Source organism: Pseudomonas sp. p50(2008) (genome assembly GCF_015351605.1).
Lineage (GTDB): Bacteria > Pseudomonadota > Gammaproteobacteria > Pseudomonadales > Pseudomonadaceae > Aquipseudomonas.
The window spans coordinates 568,984-586,489 of sequence record NZ_JACMYF010000001.1 but is presented as its reverse complement, the minus strand read 5'-3'; the positions used below and the strand labels follow the sequence as shown (position 1 = coordinate 586,489).

Genomic DNA, 17,506 nt, shown 5'->3' with positions numbered 1-17,506 from the left:
GCGCCGCGGGGTATCAGGCTCCCAGCGTTATCGTTGACGTCCATCGCGAGCGAGCTCGCTCCTACAGGGGGGCGCGCAGGCTTTATTTTTTCAGGTCTTCCGCACCCTGCAGCGGCTCGTCGCCCAGCAGCAGGTCCTTGTCATGACTGACCTGTTCTTCTTCGAACATGCGCCAGGTCTTGTCGTTTTCCACGCCCAGCAGCTCGACAAACCGACGCCCTTCAACCTTGTCGTTCACCTGGCCAATGTAGCGACCGGCCTCGGTGTCGCTGTGGGTCAGGGTGATCTTGCGATCCTTTTCCGGCTGGGTCGGCGAGATCAGGTTCAGTTCCAGGGTTTTTGGCTGGCTGTCGCCGGTCAGGTGCAGGTCGACTTCGCCCGTCATCCCGTCCAGGTGCACGCTGGCGCGCAGTTTCAGGGTCTGCGCCAGCAGCTCGCGATCAAGCGAACGGTTGATGCCTTTGCCGGCCTCGTAGTAATTGTCGTTGACCAGGTTGTCCGGGTTGTTCACCGCAATGGTCACCATCGACAGGGTCAGGGTCACCGAGCAGGCCAGGATGGCGATGATGATCCACGGCCAGAGGTGCTTGTACCAGGGGCTCGTCGTATTTGCTGCAGGCATGTTCACTTCTCTCAACGAATTTGTGGGCCGATGAATCGGCTCTTGGCTTCAACGTGGACGCTGTCGTCATCGGCATCCTTGAGGATGAATTTCACCTCGTTGGTGCTCGATGGCAATTGCTCCGGCGCGCTGGACAATTCCACCGGCTGGCTGAAAATTTCCCCGGCAGCGACCTTGATCTCACGCTTGCCTTGCAGCCGCAGGTCCGGCAGGCCGGTCGCTTCAAGCAGGTAGGTGTGGTCACGCTGGTCTTTGTTCATGATCTTCAGGCTGTACACGTTTTCGATCCGCCCTTCGGCGTTCTCGCGGTACAGCACACGGTCCTTGCTGACGTCGAAACCCACCAGCGAACGCATGAAGAAGGCCGCCATCAGCAAGCCGATCATCGCCAGCAACACCACGGCATAGCCAATCAGGCGCGGGCGCAGCTTATTGGTTTTCTGGCCGGACAGGTTGTGCTCGGTGGTGTAGCTGATCAGGCCGCGCGGGTAGTCCATCTTGTCCATGATGCTGTCGCAGGCATCGATGCACGCTGCGCAGCCAATGCATTCGATCTGCAGGCCGTCGCGAATGTCGATGCCGGTGGGGCACACCTGGACGCACATGGTGCAGTCGATGCAGTCGCCCAGGCCCAGGGCCTTGTAGTCGACGCCTTTCTTGCGCGGGCCACGGCTTTCACCCCTGCGCGGGTCGTAGGAGACGATCAGCGTGTCCTTGTCGAACATCACACTCTGGAAACGCGCATACGGGCACATGTAGATGCACACCTGCTCGCGCAACCAGCCGGCGTTGCCATAGGTGGCCAGGGTGAAGAACCCGACCCAGAAATACGACCAGCCATCCGCCTGGCCGGTGAAGAAGTCGATGGTCAGCTCGCGGATCGGCGAGAAATACCCGACGAAGGTCATGCCGGTGACAAAGCCGATCAACAGCCACAGCGAGTGCTTGCTGAGCTTGCGCAGCAGCTTGTTGGCGTTCATCGGCGCCTTGTCGAGCTTGATGCGCTGGTTGCGGTCGCCTTCGGTGACCTTCTCGCACCACATGAAAATCCAGGTCCAGACGCTTTGCGGGCAGGTATAGCCGCACCAGACTCGCCCGGCGTACACGGTGATGAAGAACAGGCCGAAGGCGCTGACGATCAGGATCCCGGACAGCAGGATGAAATCCTGCGGCCAGAACGTGGCGCCGAAGATGAAGAACTTACGCTCCGGCAGGTTCCACCAGACCGCCTGGTGCCCGCCCCAGTTGAGCCATACCGTACCGAAATACAGCAGGAACAGCAGCGCGCCGCCCATCATCCGCAGGTTGCGGAACAGGCCGGTGAAAGCACGGGTGTAGATCTTTTCTCGAGAGGCGTAGAGGTCGACGCTGTTATTCGCGTTCTTGGTGGGTGGCGTGACGTCGTGTACCGGTATCTGGTTGCTCATCATTGCATCCCACGGCAGTGGAAAAATGCCCCGGTCAGTACATGCCGACCGCGGTCAAAAAGAGGTATTGCAGTGGCGCAATGATACGCCTGTAGCTCTAGTCCGAGGGTGCGACCTTTGGTCACGTTGGGAGAATTTATCCGATGGTGTAATGACTTGAATCAATTGACTTGTGAGTCATGGCCGGTTTTCGCAGCGCCAGGGCCCTCCCATGACCGTAAATTCAATCCCCGTAGGAGCTGCCGAAGGCTCGGGCCGCGATCGGACGATCTTTTGATCTTGCCGCTCCGACAGGTGAAGCGTTAAGCGAGCATAGGCCATAAACAAAACGGCCCCGCCAATTCACATGGGCGGGGCCGTTTTTATTGCATCAAAGGTTACTGGGCATCTTCCGCCGGAGCTTTCTCACCGTGAGACAAGCTGTAGACGTAAGCGGCCAGCAGGTGAACCTTGTCGTTGCCTTGCAGCTGTTCCTGGGCAGGCATCTGGCCCTGGCGGCCGTAACGGATGGTCTGCTGCAGTTGGGCGAAGCTCGAACCGTAGATGAACGCGCCCGGGTGGGTCAGGTCAGGTGCACCCATTGCCGGGGTACCTTTACCGGCCGGACCGTGGCACGCCACGCAGTTGGCCGCGAACAGCTTCTGCCCGGCAGCAGGGTCAGCCTTGGCGCCTTCCGGCAGCTTGCGGCCATCGAGGTTGGTCAGCACGTAGGCAGCCACGTCCGCCACGCCTTGCTCGCCAATCACTTCAGCCCACGCCGGCATCACCGCGTGACGACCGCCCATGATGGTGGTCTTGATGGTTTCGGGCTCGCCGCCCCAGCGCCAGTCGGCGTCGGTCAGGTTCGGGAAGCCGTAGGCGCCCTTGGCGTCGGAACCGTGGCACACCGAGCAGTTGGAGGCGAACAGGCGGCCACCCATTTTCAGTGCTTGCGGATCCTTGGCCACTTCTTCGATAGGCATGGAAGCGAACTTGGCGAAGATCGGGCCGAAACGCGCGTCCGACTTGGCCATTTCCTTTTCCCACTCGTGCACGCCGGTCCAGCCGGTCTGGCCGTTGGCGAACGCGGTCTGCTTTTCGTTATCCAGGTAGTTGTAACCTGGCAGCAGGCCTTTCCAGTTGCCCAGGCCCGGGTAGAGCACCAGGTAGCCGAGGGCGAAGATGATGGTGCCCACGAACAGCATGAACCACCATTTCGGCAGCGGGTTGTCGTACTCCTCGATCCCGTCGAAGGAGTGCCCAACCGTTTCTTCCGTCTGCTCGGCGCGCTGGCCCTTGCGGGTGGACAGCAGCAGCCAGGTCAGGGCGAAGATGGTGCCCAGACTGAGGACTGTGACGTACAGACTCCAGAACGTAGTCATTCTTTGTTACTCCTAGAAGCTTGCTCGACGTGCTTGATGGCTTCGGGATCATCCGCGAAAGGCAGCAAGGTAGCGTCTTCAAACTCCGACTTGCGCTTGGGGCTGAACACCCACAGCGCCAGACCGATGAAGGCCACCATCACGACAACGGTGCCCAGGCCACGAATCATCCCGATATCCATCTAAATCACCGTTTGCTTTTGATGATGGTGCCCAGGCCTTGCAGATAGGCCACCAGCGCGTCCATTTCGGTTTTGCCCTTCACAGCATCCTTGGCACCGGCGATGTCTTCGTCGGTGTAAGGAACGCCGAGCGTGCGCAAGACTTCCATTTTCTTGGCGGTGTCTTTGCCGTCGAGCTTGTTTTCCACGAGGAACGGGTAGGCCGGCATTTTCGACTCGGGCACTACGTTGCGCGGGTTATACAAATGCGCACGCTGCCAGTCATCGGAGTAACGACCGCCAACACGGGCCAGGTCCGGGCCGGTACGCTTGGAACCCCACAGGAACGGGTGGTCCCAGACGCTTTCACCGGCGACCGAGTAGTGGCCGTAGCGTTCGGTTTCAGCACGGAACGGGCGGATCATCTGCGAGTGGCAGCCGACACAACCGTTGGCGATGTACACGTCGCGGCCTTCCAGTTCAAGGGCGGTACGCGGCTTCATGCCTTCTACCGGCTTGTTGGTGACGTCCTGGAAAAACAGCGGAACGATCTGGGTCAAGCCGCCGATACTGACGGCGATAACCATGAAGAAGGCCAGCAGGCCAATATTCTTCTCGACTGCTTCATGCTTCATCAGTGAGCTCCAACTACAGCAATCTGTTCGGCAGCTTCCGCTTCAGCCGGGTTCGAGGCACGTACGGTACGCCATACGTTGTAGGCCATTAACAGCATGCCGCTGGCGAAGAACGCACCGCCCAGGGCGCGAACGATGAAGCCCGGGTGGCTGGCTTGCAGCGCTTCGACGAACGAATAGGTGAGGGTGCCGTCGTCGTTGATGGCACGCCACATCAGGCCCTGGGTGATGCCGTTGACCCACATCGAAGCGATGTAGAGCACGGTACCGATGGTCGCGAGCCAGAAGTGCGCGTTGATCAGGCCGATGCTGTGCATCTGCACACGACCGAACAGTTTCGGGATCATGTGGTAGATCGCGCCGATCGAAATCATCGCCACCCAGCCCAACGCACCGGCGTGTACGTGGCCAATGGTCCAGTCGGTGTAGTGCGACAGCGAGTTCACGGTCTTGATGGCCATCATCGGGCCTTCGAAGGTCGACATGCCGTAGAACGCCAGGGAGACCACCAGGAACCGCAGGATCGGGTCGGTGCGCAGCTTATGCCAGGCGCCCGACAGGGTCATCATGCCGTTGATCATGCCGCCCCAGCTCGGAGCCAGCAGGATGATCGACATCGCCATGCCCAGGGACTGGGCCCAGTCCGGCAGTGCGGTGTAGTGCAGGTGGTGCGGGCCGGCCCAGATGTACAGGGTGATCAGCGCCCAGAAGTGCACGATGGACAGGCGATAGGAGTAGATCGGACGCTCGGCCTGCTTCGGAACGAAGTAGTACATCATCCCCAGGAAGCCGGTGGTCAGGAAGAAGCCCACCGCGTTGTGACCGTACCACCACTGGATCATCGCATCCGTCGCACCGGCGTAGGCCGAGTAGGACTTGAAGAAGCTGACCGGCAGGGAAGCGTGGTTGACGATGTGCAGCATCGCCGTCACGACGATGAAGGCACCGTAGAACCAGTTGCCCACATAGATGTGCTTGGTCTTGCGCTTGGTGATGGTGCCGAAGAACACCAGACCGTAGGTGACCCAGACGATGGCCAGCAGAATAGCCAGGGGCCATTCCAGCTCAGCGTATTCCTTGGTGGTGGTGTAACCCAGCGGCAAGGTAACGATGGCGCCGACGATCACCGCTTGCCAACCCCAGAAGGTGAAGGCGGCGAGGCTGTCGGAAATCAGTCGCGTTTGGCAGGTTCGCTGCACGACGTAATAAGAAGTGGCAAACAGTGCACAACCACCGAAGGCGAAAATCACCAGGTTGGTGTGCAACGGGCGAAGGCGTCCAAAGCTCGTCCATGGCAGACCGAAGTTTAATTCCGGCCATACCAGTTGCGAGGCAATGAATACACCAAGCCCCATGCCAAGGATCCCCCAGACCACCGTCATGATGGCGAACTGGCGGACTACCTTATAGTTATAAGCAGTCGGACTGATTGCTGTGCTCATTCTAAGGTTCCACGGTTTGGGTGTTTTATTAGGAGTAAAAATCGGCCGCAAGTATGTAGAAAGCGGGGGGTCATTGCAACGCGCCATGACCTGGGTCAATGCTTTCAAAAGCTGATTCTGCGGCCTTTCCATGCGCCGCGTAAGGACAAAATTGCCCATGGACAAAATGTCGCAGCAGACGAAAGAGGTGAGGGGGTCAGGTCAGATGTAACGGGGTGTGTTCAAACACAACGATCAGGGGACAGCAGGCGATTTGCGCGACAGCCGGTATCTACCAGCCTTTGCGGCCTGTCATCGAGCGAATTCGTCGAACGCATCGCGTCGGGTCGACCTGGAACCGGCTCATGCCAGTCCGCATCTGGGCAAGCTTAGACCCGAATCCGGGGAACCGAAAGGCGTACTAAGGAAGGGTGCGACACTTGGTCGCAAAGGGGCAGGGAACTGCCGCATGCAGGCGAATGCGGCAGTAGAGCGGTCGAGAGTTATTCGCGTTTGCCTTCAGCCTGCAAACGATCGGTATTCAAACCGTGGGACAAGCTGTACACATAAGCCGCCAACAGTTGCACCTTATCGTTGCCCAGCAGCTCATTCTGCGCCGGCATGTGGCCCTGGCGACCATGACGAATCGTTTGCTCGAGCTGCGTCAGGCTGGTGCCGTAGATAAAGCCGGCCGGGTGCGTCAGGTTTGGCGCCCCCATGGCCTCCGTGCCTTGACCATTCGCGCCGTGACAGGCCGTGCAGGTGGTGCTGAACGCTTGCTGGCCGGCTTGCAGGTCGGCCTTGGTATCCGCTGGCAATGGCAGCCCTGCCAAGTCGTGACGCACGTAGGCGGCCACGTTCTTCACGCCGGCTTCACCGAGGATTTCGCCCCAGGCCGGCATCGCCGCCATACGACCGCCCATGATCGTGGTCTTGATCATCTCGGCATCGCCGCCCCAGCGCCAGTTGCTGTCGGCGAGGTTGGGGAAGCCGAACGCGCCCTTGGCATCCGAGCCGTGGCACACCGAGCAGTTGGAGGCGAACAGGCGGCCACCCATCTTCAGTGCTTGCGGGTCCTGGGCCACTTCTTCCACGGGCATCGACGCGAATTCGGCGTAGATCGGCCCAAACTTCGCGTCAGCCTTGTTCATCTCCTTTTCCCACTCGTGCACGCCGGTCCAGCCATCTTCATAGCCGGGCAGAATGCCTTTCCAGTTGCCCAGGCCCGGGTACAGCACCAGGTAACCGATGGCAAACACCAACGTGCCGGCGAACAGCATGAACCACCACTGCGGCAAGGGGTTGTCGTACTCCTCGATGCCGTCGAAGCTGTGGCCCATGGTCTGGTCGACGCTGCCCTTGGTCTCGCCCTTGCGCGTGCCGATCAGCAGCCAGGTCAGGCCGATCAGGCTGCCGATGGTCAGTACGCAGATCCACGTACTCCAGAAAGTGGTCATGACCGGGTACTCCTTGTTGTTGCAGGTTCTGGTGGGCTGTCAGGTTGCGGCTCGTCGGCGAACGGCAGCAGGCGCGCTTCGGCGAATTCCGGATTGCGCTTGGTGTTGAACACCCACAGCGTCAGGCCGACGAAGGCCACGAACACCACGACCGTGCCCAGGCCGCGGATCATTCCAGTACTCATCTCAAACATCACTCACCTCTTGCTCTTGATGGCAGTGCCGAGCACTTGCAGGTAAGAAACCAGGGCGTCCATCTCGGTCTTGCCCTTCAGGCTGGCGACCGCGCCGCTGACGTCGTCATCGGTGTACGGCACGCCAAGGGTACGCATGGTGCGGATCTTGGTTTCGGTATGGCTGCTGTCCACCGCCTGCGTGACCAGCCATGGGTAGGCCGGCATCTTCGACTCGGGTACCACGTTGCGCGGGTTGTACAAGTGCGCGCGATGCCAGTCATCCGAGTAGCGGGCGCCGACCCGGGCCAGGTCCGGCCCGGTACGCTTGGAGCCCCACAGGAACGGGTGATCCCACACGCTCTCGCCGGCCACCGAGTAGTGCCCGTAGCGTTCGGTTTCGGCGCGGAACGGCCGGATCATCTGCGAATGGCAACCCACGCAACCTTCCCGAATGTAGATGTCGCGTCCTTCCAGCTGCAGCGCGGTGTAGGGCTTCATGCCTTCCACCGGCTTATTGGTCACGTCCTGGAAGAACAGCGGCACGATCTGGGTCAGGCCGCCGATACTCACGGCCAGCACCATCAACAGCATGAGCAGGCCGACGTTTTTCTCGATTGTTTCGTGTTTCATCGCGGACTCCTCAGGCGATCTGCGCGGCAGTGGCGACGTCGGCAGGCTGCGAGGCCCGTACGGTGCGCCAGGTGTTGTAAGCCATCAGGAACATGCCGCTCAGGAAGATCGCACCGCCTACCAGGCGCACGACGAAGCCCGGGTGGCTGGCCACCAGGGTTTCGACGAAGGAGTAGGTCAGCGTGCCGTCTTCGTTGATCGCACGCCACATCAGGCCCTGGGCAATGCCGTTGACCCACATCGAGGCGATGTACAGCACGGTGCCGATGGTCGCGAGCCAGAAGTGCGCGTTGATCAGGCCGATGCTGTGCATCTGCGCCCGACCGAAGATTTTCGGGATCATGTGATACAGCGCGCCGATGGAAATCATAGCCACCCAGCCGAGTGCACCGGCGTGTACGTGGCCAATGGTCCAGTCGGTGTAGTGGGAGAGGGCGTTGACGGTCTTGATCGCCATCATCGGGCCTTCAAAGGTCGACATGCCGTAGAACGCCAGCGAGACCACCAGGAAGCGCAGGATCGGATCGCTGCGCAACTTATGCCAGGCGCCCGACAGGGTCATCATGCCGTTGATCATCCCGCCCCAGCTTGGAGCCAGCAGAATCAGCGACATCACCATGCCCAGCGACTGCGCCCAGTCCGGCAGCGCGGTGTAGTGCAAGTGGTGGGGACCGGCCCAGATGTACAGGGTGATCAGTGCCCAGAAGTGCACGATCGACAGGCGATAGGAATACACCGGCCGCTCGGCCTGCTTGGGCACGAAGTAATACATCATGCCCAGGAAGCCGGCCGTGAGGAAAAAGCCCACGGCGTTGTGGCCGTACCACCACTGCACCATCGCATCGGTCGCACCGGCATACACCGAATAGGACTTGGTGAAACTCACCGGCAGCTCAAGGTTGTTGACGATGTGCAGAATTGCCACGGTGATGATGAACGCACCGAAGAACCAGTTGCCGACGTAGATGTGCTTGGTCTTGCGCTGCATGATCGTGCCGAAGAACACCACCGCGTAGGCGACCCAGACGATGGTGATCAGAATGTCGATCGGCCATTCCAGCTCGGCGTATTCCTTGGAACTGGTGTAACCCAGCGGCAGGCTGATCGCCGCCAGCAGGATCACCACTTGCCAGCCCCAGAAACAGAACGCGGCAATTTTTGGCGCAAACAACTGCGTCTGGCAGGTGCGTTGCACCGAATAAAACGAACTGGCGAACAGGGCGCAACCGCCGAAGGCGAAGATCACCGCGTTGGTGTGCAAAGGGCGCAGGCGCCCGAAGCTGGTCCACGGCAAATCGAAGTTAAGCTCGGGCCACACCAATTGGGCCGCGAGAAAAACCCCGAGCCCCATGCCGACGATGCCCCACACCACCGTCATAATGGCGAATTGGCGGACCACCTTGTAGTTGTAGGCGGTACTGATAGAAGTGTTCATGGTTCCCCATCCACGGTTCAGCCGAAGTGAGCACGCGTGCGACAAGGCAGCGCGTCCTTCGCCTGGAGTTATAGGCAGACTAAAAGCGAGGCAAGCATGGACAAAGAGCACAAGGCCAGTATTGACGGGGATCAATGGGCGCGGTGTGTGCAGGATCACGGATGGTTATGGGATGCCGCTGTAGGGCCGGCATCTGCGACGTTGATCCTCGCCCATGGCGCCGGTGCGCCGATGGACAGCGACTGGATGAACGACATGGCTGCGCGCCTTTGTGCGCTGGGCGTCAACGTGTTGCGCTTCGAGTTTCCGTACATGGCGCAACGGCGTGTCGATGGCGGCAAACGCCCACCGAATCCGGCGCCGAAACTGCTGGAATGCTGGCGGGAGGTGTATGCCGTGGTGCGACGCCATGTCGCCGGGAAACTGGCCATTGGCGGCAAGTCCATGGGCGGGCGGATGGCCAGTTTGCTGGCCGATGAACTGGGCGCGGATGCGCTGGTGTGCCTGGGGTATCCGTTCTACGCAGTGGGCAAGCCGGAAAAACCGCGGGTGGAACACCTGGCCGGCTTGAAGACCCGTACGCTGATTGTGCAGGGCGAGCGGGATGCGCTGGGCAATCGGGAGGCGGTCGAGGAGTATGCGCTATCGCCGGGCATCGAGGTGATGTGGCTCGCGGCGGGCGACCATGATTTGAAGCCGTTGAAGGTGTCGGGTTTTACCCATGAGCAACATTTGTCGGCTGCGGCGGACAAGGTGGCCCTCTTTCTCAAGTAGGTTTTACGATGGCGGTCAGGGTCTCGTCGTAAGCAGGCTCGCTTGCACATCTGGAGCGCGTTCCCCCTGTGGTGAATTCTTCTGAGGGCTAGTCTTGATCGCGAAAGGTATGGATGTTCGGCGACCGGTCGCGCCCTGTTCCGAAACATGAAGGCTTCCCTCCTGAGCATTCAACCAGATTTCAGCGCAATCGATGATGCCAGCGTCCTTGCAGGCCTTGGTCAAACTTCCTGCCAGCGCCATGTAATCTTTACCCTGGAGATCTTTGAGCGTGCTTAATTCATTTGCGAGCGTCCCAAATACTTGGTGCGCCGGATACCCGGTACCCGCCCATTGGTGGATATCGGTGCGCAGGTTCTGAATGTGCGCTGGCGTTTGCTGGAACGGCCACACCTGGCGCGCGCTTTTTACATAAATGTCCTCACTCTCCACCAAGGTTGAAGGGTCCATCCCCAAACCCTCGCGAATCATCGGATACAGCGTTGCCTTGACCTCGGATGGCGAACTTTGCGCAGAGAAATCCAGCAATTTCACCGTGCCCCAGGCATCCAGCAGGCGCAATTTTGGGGCGTGTTCAGTGAGGTAGCGGACAAAAGCATCGAGATCCATGCCGGGTTGGCTGATCGTCAAGGGCGCTGTGCGACGGGGTTCAACGAATGGCTTCAACAATTTGGCTACATCGATGGCGGGGACATCGGCATAGATGACCAGGACATGAGAGGGGGTCGGGCCACTTTTATTCATTATTCTCAACAACAACGCTTGCTCGCCGAGCCCGCGTCGGGACAATCCATCAAGGACCAGTTCAGCATGCTCGTGGCAGAACGCCTCCTGTCCTGGATGCCTGGCATAGTAGTGCGCGGTGAATCGGGCGGCGCGACGTTGATAATCGCCCACCGAAGAGAGTTTTGGCAGGGGGGGACCAAGCAGTATTCGGGCGAGCATATTTAGATGATGGCGGGCCGCATGGATACTTCCCTCTGATACGGCAGACCCGTCGGTGCGGTTACTGGGACACAGCTTTAATGCACTGATTGAATTGAATAGTTCATGCATCACTTGCTGGAAGGGATCGAGCAGTACAGGCGAGGATATCGCATGGCCAAGGTTTGCTGGGTTGCCGCTGAGTGCAGCGTCCGTTTTCGTATCGATAACGGTTACCCGGCCAGGTCCAGTTTCTGGACGAGCAGGTGATGCAGTGGATGAGGGCGTAGGGGTAATTGGCACGGCTGATACCCTGAAGGGTTAAGGCTCAAGGCCGTAATATCGGGACTGATATAAAATGATGCTGTCATAAAACGCCTGGAACAGACTATCGCCCAGCGCCATGCAAGGGTTTTTGGGAAAAGCTATCACCCTAGGCCTTGGGGGATCAGAGCGGCCATCGTGGGGCAAGCAGGAATCCCAACTTCCTGTCGCTCAGGAATTGCTCTACAACCGGTACAAAAATGCGCCTGTCCAGCGCCTCCTTGACCGTTCTACCGATCTCGGCACGGGCATCAAGGTCGTCCTCGAGTCCCTGGGCTATTGCTTGGGTTTCGACCCGTACCCCGAAAGTCTCTTCGATCGCTTCATGCCGTGCTCGGGCGGCGCGACCATAAGCTTGAGGTTCGAGACGTTGCAGCACGCTGTGGCAGGGTGCCCACTGCGCCAGCCAGTCGATGAATTGAAGGTTTTCTGCCGTTTTTACCTTCATCTCGGCGACGTCCAACTCATCCTGCGTGACATCGGAAGTCTCGAAGTCATACAGCTGCAGGGTGCCCGACCTTAACTCGAGCGCGTCGTGCAGCAGGCTCTGGAGCGCCAGGTAAAACTCGAATTCATCGCCAAGGTTCAAAGTGTCTACTTTGGCCTGAGCAACCTGCTCAAGCTGTTCCCTGCGAAACATTTTGCGCCCCTCGCACACCAGCTCTGGCAGCGCGTTGTCATAGGTTGCGCTTTTGACATCATGGATCAACGCTGCGGTTTTCATGGCATTGTAGGCGCCCGAGAGGCTGTTCTCGCCGCTTGCCCTGGCGCGTTGGGCGATGGCAAATGACGCTTGTCGCAGCGGCGGTGAAACAGATAAAGCCGTGAGCCATTGAGCAACCTCTTGCTGGAACACCCGATTGTTTCTGCCACTGGCGGTTTCTGCCAGTTCGCTGACAAGAAAGCCGAATGCCTCGGTATTGTCCTCGGTCGATATCACGAACCAGCGATCTGCCTGTAACTCTTGGTGCTCAGGTGAATACCACCTGGCAACCGCTTCATGCAGGAGAAGCCTGGATACGTTGGTGGGTGACCATCGAGGTATTGAGAAGTGAATTCGCGGCCCATGGTACTGGGGATCGTTATTGAGATTTTGCAGTGACTGTAAAGTCCTATCTGAAAGCGGATTATTGCTCACCTCTACCAACGCATGGTCGGGCAGATGCGTGATGCACTCTGGCAAATGGGTCAGTTGATTATTGTTGATTGTTAAGTTTGTCAGCGCTGGGGGTAATAAGTCTGGGAGTTGCTTTAATGAATTCTCAGAGGCCATCAGGTGCTTAAGTTGTTGCGGCAGTCGTGGTAATAGCTGCAAATCGTTATTAGACACCTCAAGATAATTCAAGGTGTCGGGTAATACAGGTAGGGACTTAAAGCGATTGTCCGACATCTTAAGCGTTATCAAGGTGTCAGGTAGGGAGGGAAGTTTGCACAGCTTGTTGTCTTCAATAAACAGATGCTTTACGCACACGGGTAACTCGGGAAGGGTAGTTAATTTCAGGTTGCTTAATTGAAGATCAACCGCTTGGCGCTCCAGGCAGTCTTTTAAATGCGCCGCGGCGAGATCTCTGCGTTCGCCTTCACCCTCGACCGCGTTGTCGTTCCATTCGGCCCAGCGTTGATGGAGGTAGTCGGTGCCCTTGGGAGTATCCAGGGCGCAGTGACGATTCGATTGAGCTGAATCGAAACCTTCAACTGCCAGCGTGTCGGGCCTAGAAGTAAAACCCAGGTGGGGCGGCTGTTAATCGGTGACGTCATTATCCAGTCCGTGGTTGAGTTGTTGATCAGAAGCTTTTATTAAATCATCGAGTTGGCAAAAAATGAACTATTTATCGACATGGTTCGGGCTGGCTACCAGTTTGTCCGGCTCACGTGCAGGGTTATACAGTATCGTTCGATTTATGCGCTTAATGGCAGAATTACACATAACTATGTGATAGTTGGGTGGGGTGTAGGATTCTTTTGTAAGAAATGTAGGTAGTTATTGTGGGAAAGTTCTTTTTTTTCGTTTCTGGGGTTTTCGAATGTTGAGTGATAATGGAAATGCTATTTCTCTCCCGATCTTTAAAGGGTAATCGAACAGCAATCACCACGCTCTAAAAAAAACAGTGGGAGCAGGCTTGCTCGCGATCGCGGTCTGCCAGGCACCTTACTGCCGGGGCCACTTAGCACTGTGGGAGCAAAGCTTGCTCGCGATAGCACTTATGAAAACGCCATCGCGGGCAAGCCTTGCTCACACAAGCCGGCTGCCGGATTTGTGCTCCTGCCCCCCCGTAGGAGCTGCCGAAGGCTCGGACCGCGATCGGACGATCTTTTGATCTGATCTGATCTGATCTGATGTTGATCTGACCCTCAACCCTACCGATTAAACCGCTCAACCAACGAATACTGCGTACTCGCAGTCTTTGTCAGCTCTTCACTCAACAACGCCGAATGCTGCGCCTGCTCCGACGTCTGATCCGCCAGCTGCGAAATATTGCTGATATTGCGACTGATCTCCTCAGCCACAGCGCTCTGCTCCTCAGTCGCCGCCGCAATCTGCGTCGTCATGTCAGTAATATTGGCCACCGCCTCACTGATCCCCACCAACGCCTGATCCGCCTCCAGCACCCGCGCCACACCTTCCTCAGCCTGACGATGCCCGGCTTCCATGGTCTGCACGGCAGTGCTGGCCGTCTGCTGCAGCTTGGCGATCAGCGCATGAATCTGCCCGGTGGACTCGCTGGTCCGCTGCGCCAGTTGCCGCACCTCATCCGCCACCACCGCAAACCCACGACCCATCTCACCGGCACGGGCCGCTTCGATGGCCGCGTTCAACGCCAGCAGGTTGGTCTGGTCGGCGATGCCCTTGATCACGTCCACCACACCACCAATCTCGTCACTGTCCTTGGCCAGTTGGGTCACGGTCATCCCGGTTTCCCCAACCACCACCGACAGGCGCTGAATGGCATCACGGGTTTCCCCGGCAATGGTACGACCACGCCCCGTCAGACGATTGGCTTCCTGGGTGGCATCCGCCGTGCGCTGCACATGGCTGGCCACTTCCTGGGTTGTCGCCGCCATCTGGTTCACCGCAGTCGCCACCTGCTCGGTCTCAACCCGCTGACGCTCAAGGCCAGTCGAACTGTTGTGCGCCAGGGTGTCGGACTGCCTGGCCTGATCGGTCAGATGCTCGGCCGTGTCCTGCAAACGGGTCAGGCAGGTCTTCAGGCGCGCTTCCTGACTCAAAATCGACATCTCCAACCGCGCCTGTGCGCCACGGCTGTCGGTGTACATCTGCGCAATCAACGGATCGGAGGTGGTCTGTTCAGCCAAGCGCAGCAAACGCTTCAACCCACGCTGCTGCCAGCTCAAGCCCATCAGGCCCAACGGCACCGAAAGCCCGGCGGCAAGGGCAAAGCCCCAGTGCGAAGTCAGCGTGGCGCCAATCATGAAACTCAACTGGCTCACCAGAATAAACGGCAACCAATCCTGCACAACCGGCAGCCACTTATCACTGGCAGGAACCGCCGACTTGCCCTGGTTAAGCCGCTGATACAACGCCTCGGCACGACGGATCTGCTCAGCAGTCGGCTTGACCCGCACCGACTCGTAACCGATCACCTGATTGCCTTCGAAGATCGGCGTCACATAGGCGTTAACCCAATAGTGATCACCGCTCTTGCAGCGATTCTTGACGATACCCATCCAGGGCTGACCCTGCTTGAGCGTGCCCCACATATGCGCGAACACCGCCGATGGCACGTCAGGATGACGAACCAGATTGTGCGGCGCACGGATCAGTTCCTCACGCGAAAACCCGCTGATCTCGACAAAGTCGTCGTTACAGTAGGTAATCACGCCCTTGGCATCGGTCGTGGAAATCAACCGCTGCTGAGCCGGGAAGGTCCGCTCGCGTTGAGTGATGGGCTGGTTATTACGCATGGCATATTCAATCCGTGAGGCTTTCACAGGGTTTCGGCGGCGCCAGCAATTTGTTGAATTTTTTTATTGCCCATGGCCCGCAAAGACGGCCTGACAGCCAACCAGATCCGGCCGAATGAAACAGAGCCCCCGTAGGAGCTGCCGAAGGCTGCGATCTTTTGATCTTGATTTTCAAGGGCGAAGATCAAAAGATCGTCCGATCGCGGCCCGAGCCTGCGGCAGCTCCTACATTGACTTCATGATCAATAAGAAAGTTGAGAGTGAAGACCAAGTTTAATCATTGGCTGAATATTTTAGCCTCACGCTTAGCTTGAGCATTTAATACAGCCCGCAAAGCACTGCCTGTGCGAGGAAACTGCAAAAGAAAAAAGTATCAGAAAGTTCTGTAGGAAAACTTAACCGCTGTATGTAGGGATGTTCCTGTTGTCTCCAGCGGCATTGTTTCAAGGGGTGGCGAGTGCCAATCACAGTGTTACTTTAGTCCCCCTCGTTTATTACCCGGTTCTCCAAGTTGCCCTCATTACTGTCGAGGGCGCAATTCCTTACGTGCGTTTCGTTTATTTATATAAGCGTTATCAGCAGCACTATGGCCGCGCCCGTCACCAATCCCGGCGATCAGGACATTATCCGTGATCGCCAGAATCGCTTATTGCAAGAGCAGCGCCAGCGGCTGGAAGAGCTCAAGGCGTTGCCCGGCAGCCCGAGCATGCCAGACGCACCGGCCATGCCCGCTGATTCCCGTTGCTTTGCCATCGACACGATCAACATCGAGGGCGCCCAGCACCTGCCCGCCAGTGCGCGTTCGCGCCTGCTCAAACCCTACCTCGGCCAATGCCTGGACGTGGCCCGGCTCAATGAGCTGCTCAAGGTCATCACCGAGTATTACCTGTCCAGCGGGCTGGTCACCAGTCGCGCCTATTTGCCACAACAGGACCTGTCCAGCGGCCACCTGAGAGTGCTGGTGGTCGAAGGCACGCTTGAAGGCCTGGACCGCGCAGAGGACAGCGGGCTGTCGGCGCGTGAATTGGCCATGGCGTTTCCCGGCGCCGATGGCGAGCTGTTGAACCTGCGTCAGATCGAGCAACTGGTCGACCAGCTCAACCGGTTGCCATCGAACCAGGCCCGCATGGAACTGGCGCCGGGCGCGCAGGTCGGCGGCACCCGGGTCAGGGTGGAGAACACTGCGCAAAAACCCTGGCGCGCCAGCGTGTCGCGCAACAACGACGGGCAAAAATCCACCGGTGAACAGCAATGGGGCACCGCCCTGGAATGGGACAGCCCCCTGGGCCTGGCCGATCAACTGGTGCTGCGCGGTGGCCACGATGCCGTCAGCGATCGGCGCAAGACCTCGCAAAACGCCATGCTCTATTACAGCCTGCCCTGGGGTTGGTGGAACTTCAGCTACAGCTACAGCCAGAGCGATTACCGCTCGCAGGTCCAGGGCAATGGTTTCAACTTCAAGCAGTCCGGCGACAGCCAGCACCACCTGCTGCGCGCAGAACGGGTGATCCATCGCGACGCTTTAAGCAAAACCTCGATGAGCCTCGGTGTCGCGCACCTGCGCACCAACGCCTACATCGAGGACAGCCGCCTGGACCTGAGCAGCAATCGGCTGAGCGAGCTGCAGTGGGGCATCAACCACGGTCGCCGGGTCGCCAGCGCCTTCATCAACTTCGACCTGGGCCTGCAACACGGCATCGGCGCCTTCGATGCGCAAAGCGCAGGTCATCCCGGCCCCGGTGAACCCGAGGCGCGTTTTCGCAAGTACACCGCCACCGCCAGTTACCTGCAGCCTTTCACCCTGGCGGGGGAGTCCCTGAGTTTCACCAGCCTGGTCACCGGCCAGCACACCGACGATGTGTTGTTCAGCGCGCAACGCATCAGCCTCGGCGGCGCGTCCTCGCTGCGCGGTTTCAAGGACCAGCAGCTGAGCGGTGACAGCGGTGCCTACTGGCGCAACGACCTGCGCTGGGCGCGCCCGCTGACCATTGCCTGGTTGCGCCCGGCCTTGGCCGAATACGGCGCCAGCCTGGGCTACGACCAAGGCGTTATTACCCACGAGCGCTACAACGGTGATCAGCACGGGCGGCTCTCCAGCCATTCGCTGGAGCTGTTTGCCCGCGGCCAGCACCTGTCTGCCGGCGTGACCTTCGCCCATTCCCTGAAACGCCCGGCCGCGATGACGGAGCGTGAAGCGCCGATCTACTTTCGCCTGGACTTCTTCCTGTAACCCTA

Annotated in this window: 16 protein-coding genes; 2 read left to right on the top strand and 14 right to left on the bottom strand. The window is 58.9% G+C overall.

Features of this window, described 5'->3' with window-relative positions; translation table 11 throughout:
* Positions 1 to 82 precede the first annotated feature (82 nt).
* From H7698_RS02620 to ccoN (H7698_RS02575), 10 genes are all read right to left on the bottom strand, one after another.
* Positions 83 to 622: a FixH family protein gene (locus H7698_RS02620; protein ID WP_045060275.1), complete on the bottom strand. Its 540-nt coding sequence runs from the start codon at positions 620 to 622 to the stop codon at positions 83 to 85.
* Positions 623 to 633: 11 nt separating this feature from the next.
* Complete coding sequence (gene ccoG, locus H7698_RS02615) at positions 634 to 2,049, bottom strand: cytochrome c oxidase accessory protein CcoG (protein ID WP_122838116.1); 1,416 nt, start codon at positions 2,047 to 2,049, stop codon at positions 634 to 636.
* Positions 2,050 to 2,426: 377 nt separating this feature from the next.
* A complete protein-coding gene (gene ccoP / locus H7698_RS02610; protein WP_122838117.1) occupies positions 2,427 to 3,410 on the bottom strand; it encodes a cytochrome-c oxidase, cbb3-type subunit III in 984 nt (327 codons plus the stop codon).
* Complete coding sequence (locus H7698_RS02605) at positions 3,407 to 3,592, bottom strand: CcoQ/FixQ family Cbb3-type cytochrome c oxidase assembly chaperone (protein WP_003175465.1); 186 nt, start codon at positions 3,590 to 3,592, stop codon at positions 3,407 to 3,409. Before H7698_RS02605 ends, ccoP (H7698_RS02610) begins: the two co-directional genes overlap by 4 nt.
* A gap of 5 nt (positions 3,593 to 3,597) precedes the next feature.
* On the bottom strand, positions 3,598 to 4,206 hold the full coding sequence (ccoO, locus tag H7698_RS02600) for a cytochrome-c oxidase, cbb3-type subunit II (RefSeq protein ID WP_009042961.1): 609 nt from the start codon (positions 4,204 to 4,206) through the stop codon (positions 3,598 to 3,600).
* A complete protein-coding gene (ccoN, locus tag H7698_RS02595) occupies positions 4,206 to 5,648 on the bottom strand; it encodes a cytochrome-c oxidase, cbb3-type subunit I (protein WP_122838118.1) in 1,443 nt (480 codons plus the stop codon). Before ccoN (H7698_RS02595) ends, ccoO (H7698_RS02600) begins: the two co-directional genes overlap by 1 nt.
* A gap of 482 nt (positions 5,649 to 6,130) precedes the next feature.
* Positions 6,131 to 7,084, bottom strand: a complete 954-nt coding sequence (gene ccoP / locus H7698_RS02590; protein WP_194690485.1) for a cytochrome-c oxidase, cbb3-type subunit III — start codon at positions 7,082 to 7,084, stop codon at positions 6,131 to 6,133.
* Positions 7,081 to 7,281 carry a cbb3-type cytochrome oxidase subunit 3 gene (locus H7698_RS02585; RefSeq protein WP_045057424.1) on the bottom strand — a complete coding sequence of 67 codons (201 nt, stop codon included), beginning with the start codon at positions 7,279 to 7,281 and terminating at the stop codon, positions 7,081 to 7,083. Before H7698_RS02585 ends, ccoP (H7698_RS02590) begins: the two co-directional genes overlap by 4 nt.
* A complete protein-coding gene (ccoO, locus tag H7698_RS02580) occupies positions 7,282 to 7,890 on the bottom strand; it encodes a cytochrome-c oxidase, cbb3-type subunit II (RefSeq protein WP_045057425.1) in 609 nt (202 codons plus the stop codon). It abuts the gene before it with no gap.
* 10 nt (positions 7,891 to 7,900) lie between these two features.
* Entirely contained in the window at positions 7,901 to 9,325 is a 1,425-nt protein-coding gene (gene ccoN, locus H7698_RS02575; RefSeq protein WP_045057426.1) for a cytochrome-c oxidase, cbb3-type subunit I, read from the bottom strand.
* Positions 9,326 to 9,421: 96 nt separating this feature from the next.
* Here ccoN (H7698_RS02575) and H7698_RS02570 point away from each other — a divergent pair, with 96 nt between their 5' ends.
* Positions 9,422 to 10,099: an alpha/beta family hydrolase gene (locus H7698_RS02570; RefSeq protein ID WP_194690484.1), complete on the top strand. Its 678-nt coding sequence runs from the start codon at positions 9,422 to 9,424 to the stop codon at positions 10,097 to 10,099.
* A 15-nt stretch (positions 10,100 to 10,114) separates the two neighbouring features.
* Here the strand turns inward: H7698_RS02570 and H7698_RS02565 are convergent, their stop codons facing one another.
* The 4 genes from H7698_RS02565 to H7698_RS02550 form a co-directional block, all read right to left on the bottom strand.
* Positions 10,115 to 11,326, bottom strand: a complete 1,212-nt coding sequence (locus tag H7698_RS02565) for a hypothetical protein (protein WP_194690483.1) — start codon at positions 11,324 to 11,326, stop codon at positions 10,115 to 10,117.
* 145 nt (positions 11,327 to 11,471) lie between these two features.
* Positions 11,472 to 12,818, bottom strand: coding sequence for an NEL-type E3 ubiquitin ligase domain-containing protein (locus H7698_RS02560; protein WP_194690482.1), 1,347 nt, complete (start codon positions 12,816 to 12,818; stop codon positions 11,472 to 11,474).
* An 887-nt stretch (positions 12,819 to 13,705) separates the two neighbouring features.
* Positions 13,706 to 15,271: a methyl-accepting chemotaxis protein gene (locus H7698_RS02555; protein ID WP_194690481.1), complete on the bottom strand. Its 1,566-nt coding sequence runs from the start codon at positions 15,269 to 15,271 to the stop codon at positions 13,706 to 13,708.
* Positions 15,272 to 15,294: 23 nt separating this feature from the next.
* Positions 15,295 to 15,459, bottom strand: a complete 165-nt coding sequence (locus H7698_RS02550) for a hypothetical protein (RefSeq protein WP_194690480.1) — start codon at positions 15,457 to 15,459, stop codon at positions 15,295 to 15,297.
* A gap of 398 nt (positions 15,460 to 15,857) precedes the next feature.
* Between H7698_RS02550 and H7698_RS02545 the strand changes: the two genes are divergently transcribed.
* Positions 15,858 to 17,501: a ShlB/FhaC/HecB family hemolysin secretion/activation protein gene (locus H7698_RS02545; protein ID WP_194690479.1), complete on the top strand. Its 1,644-nt coding sequence runs from the start codon at positions 15,858 to 15,860 to the stop codon at positions 17,499 to 17,501.
* Positions 17,502 to 17,506 lie beyond the last annotated feature (5 nt).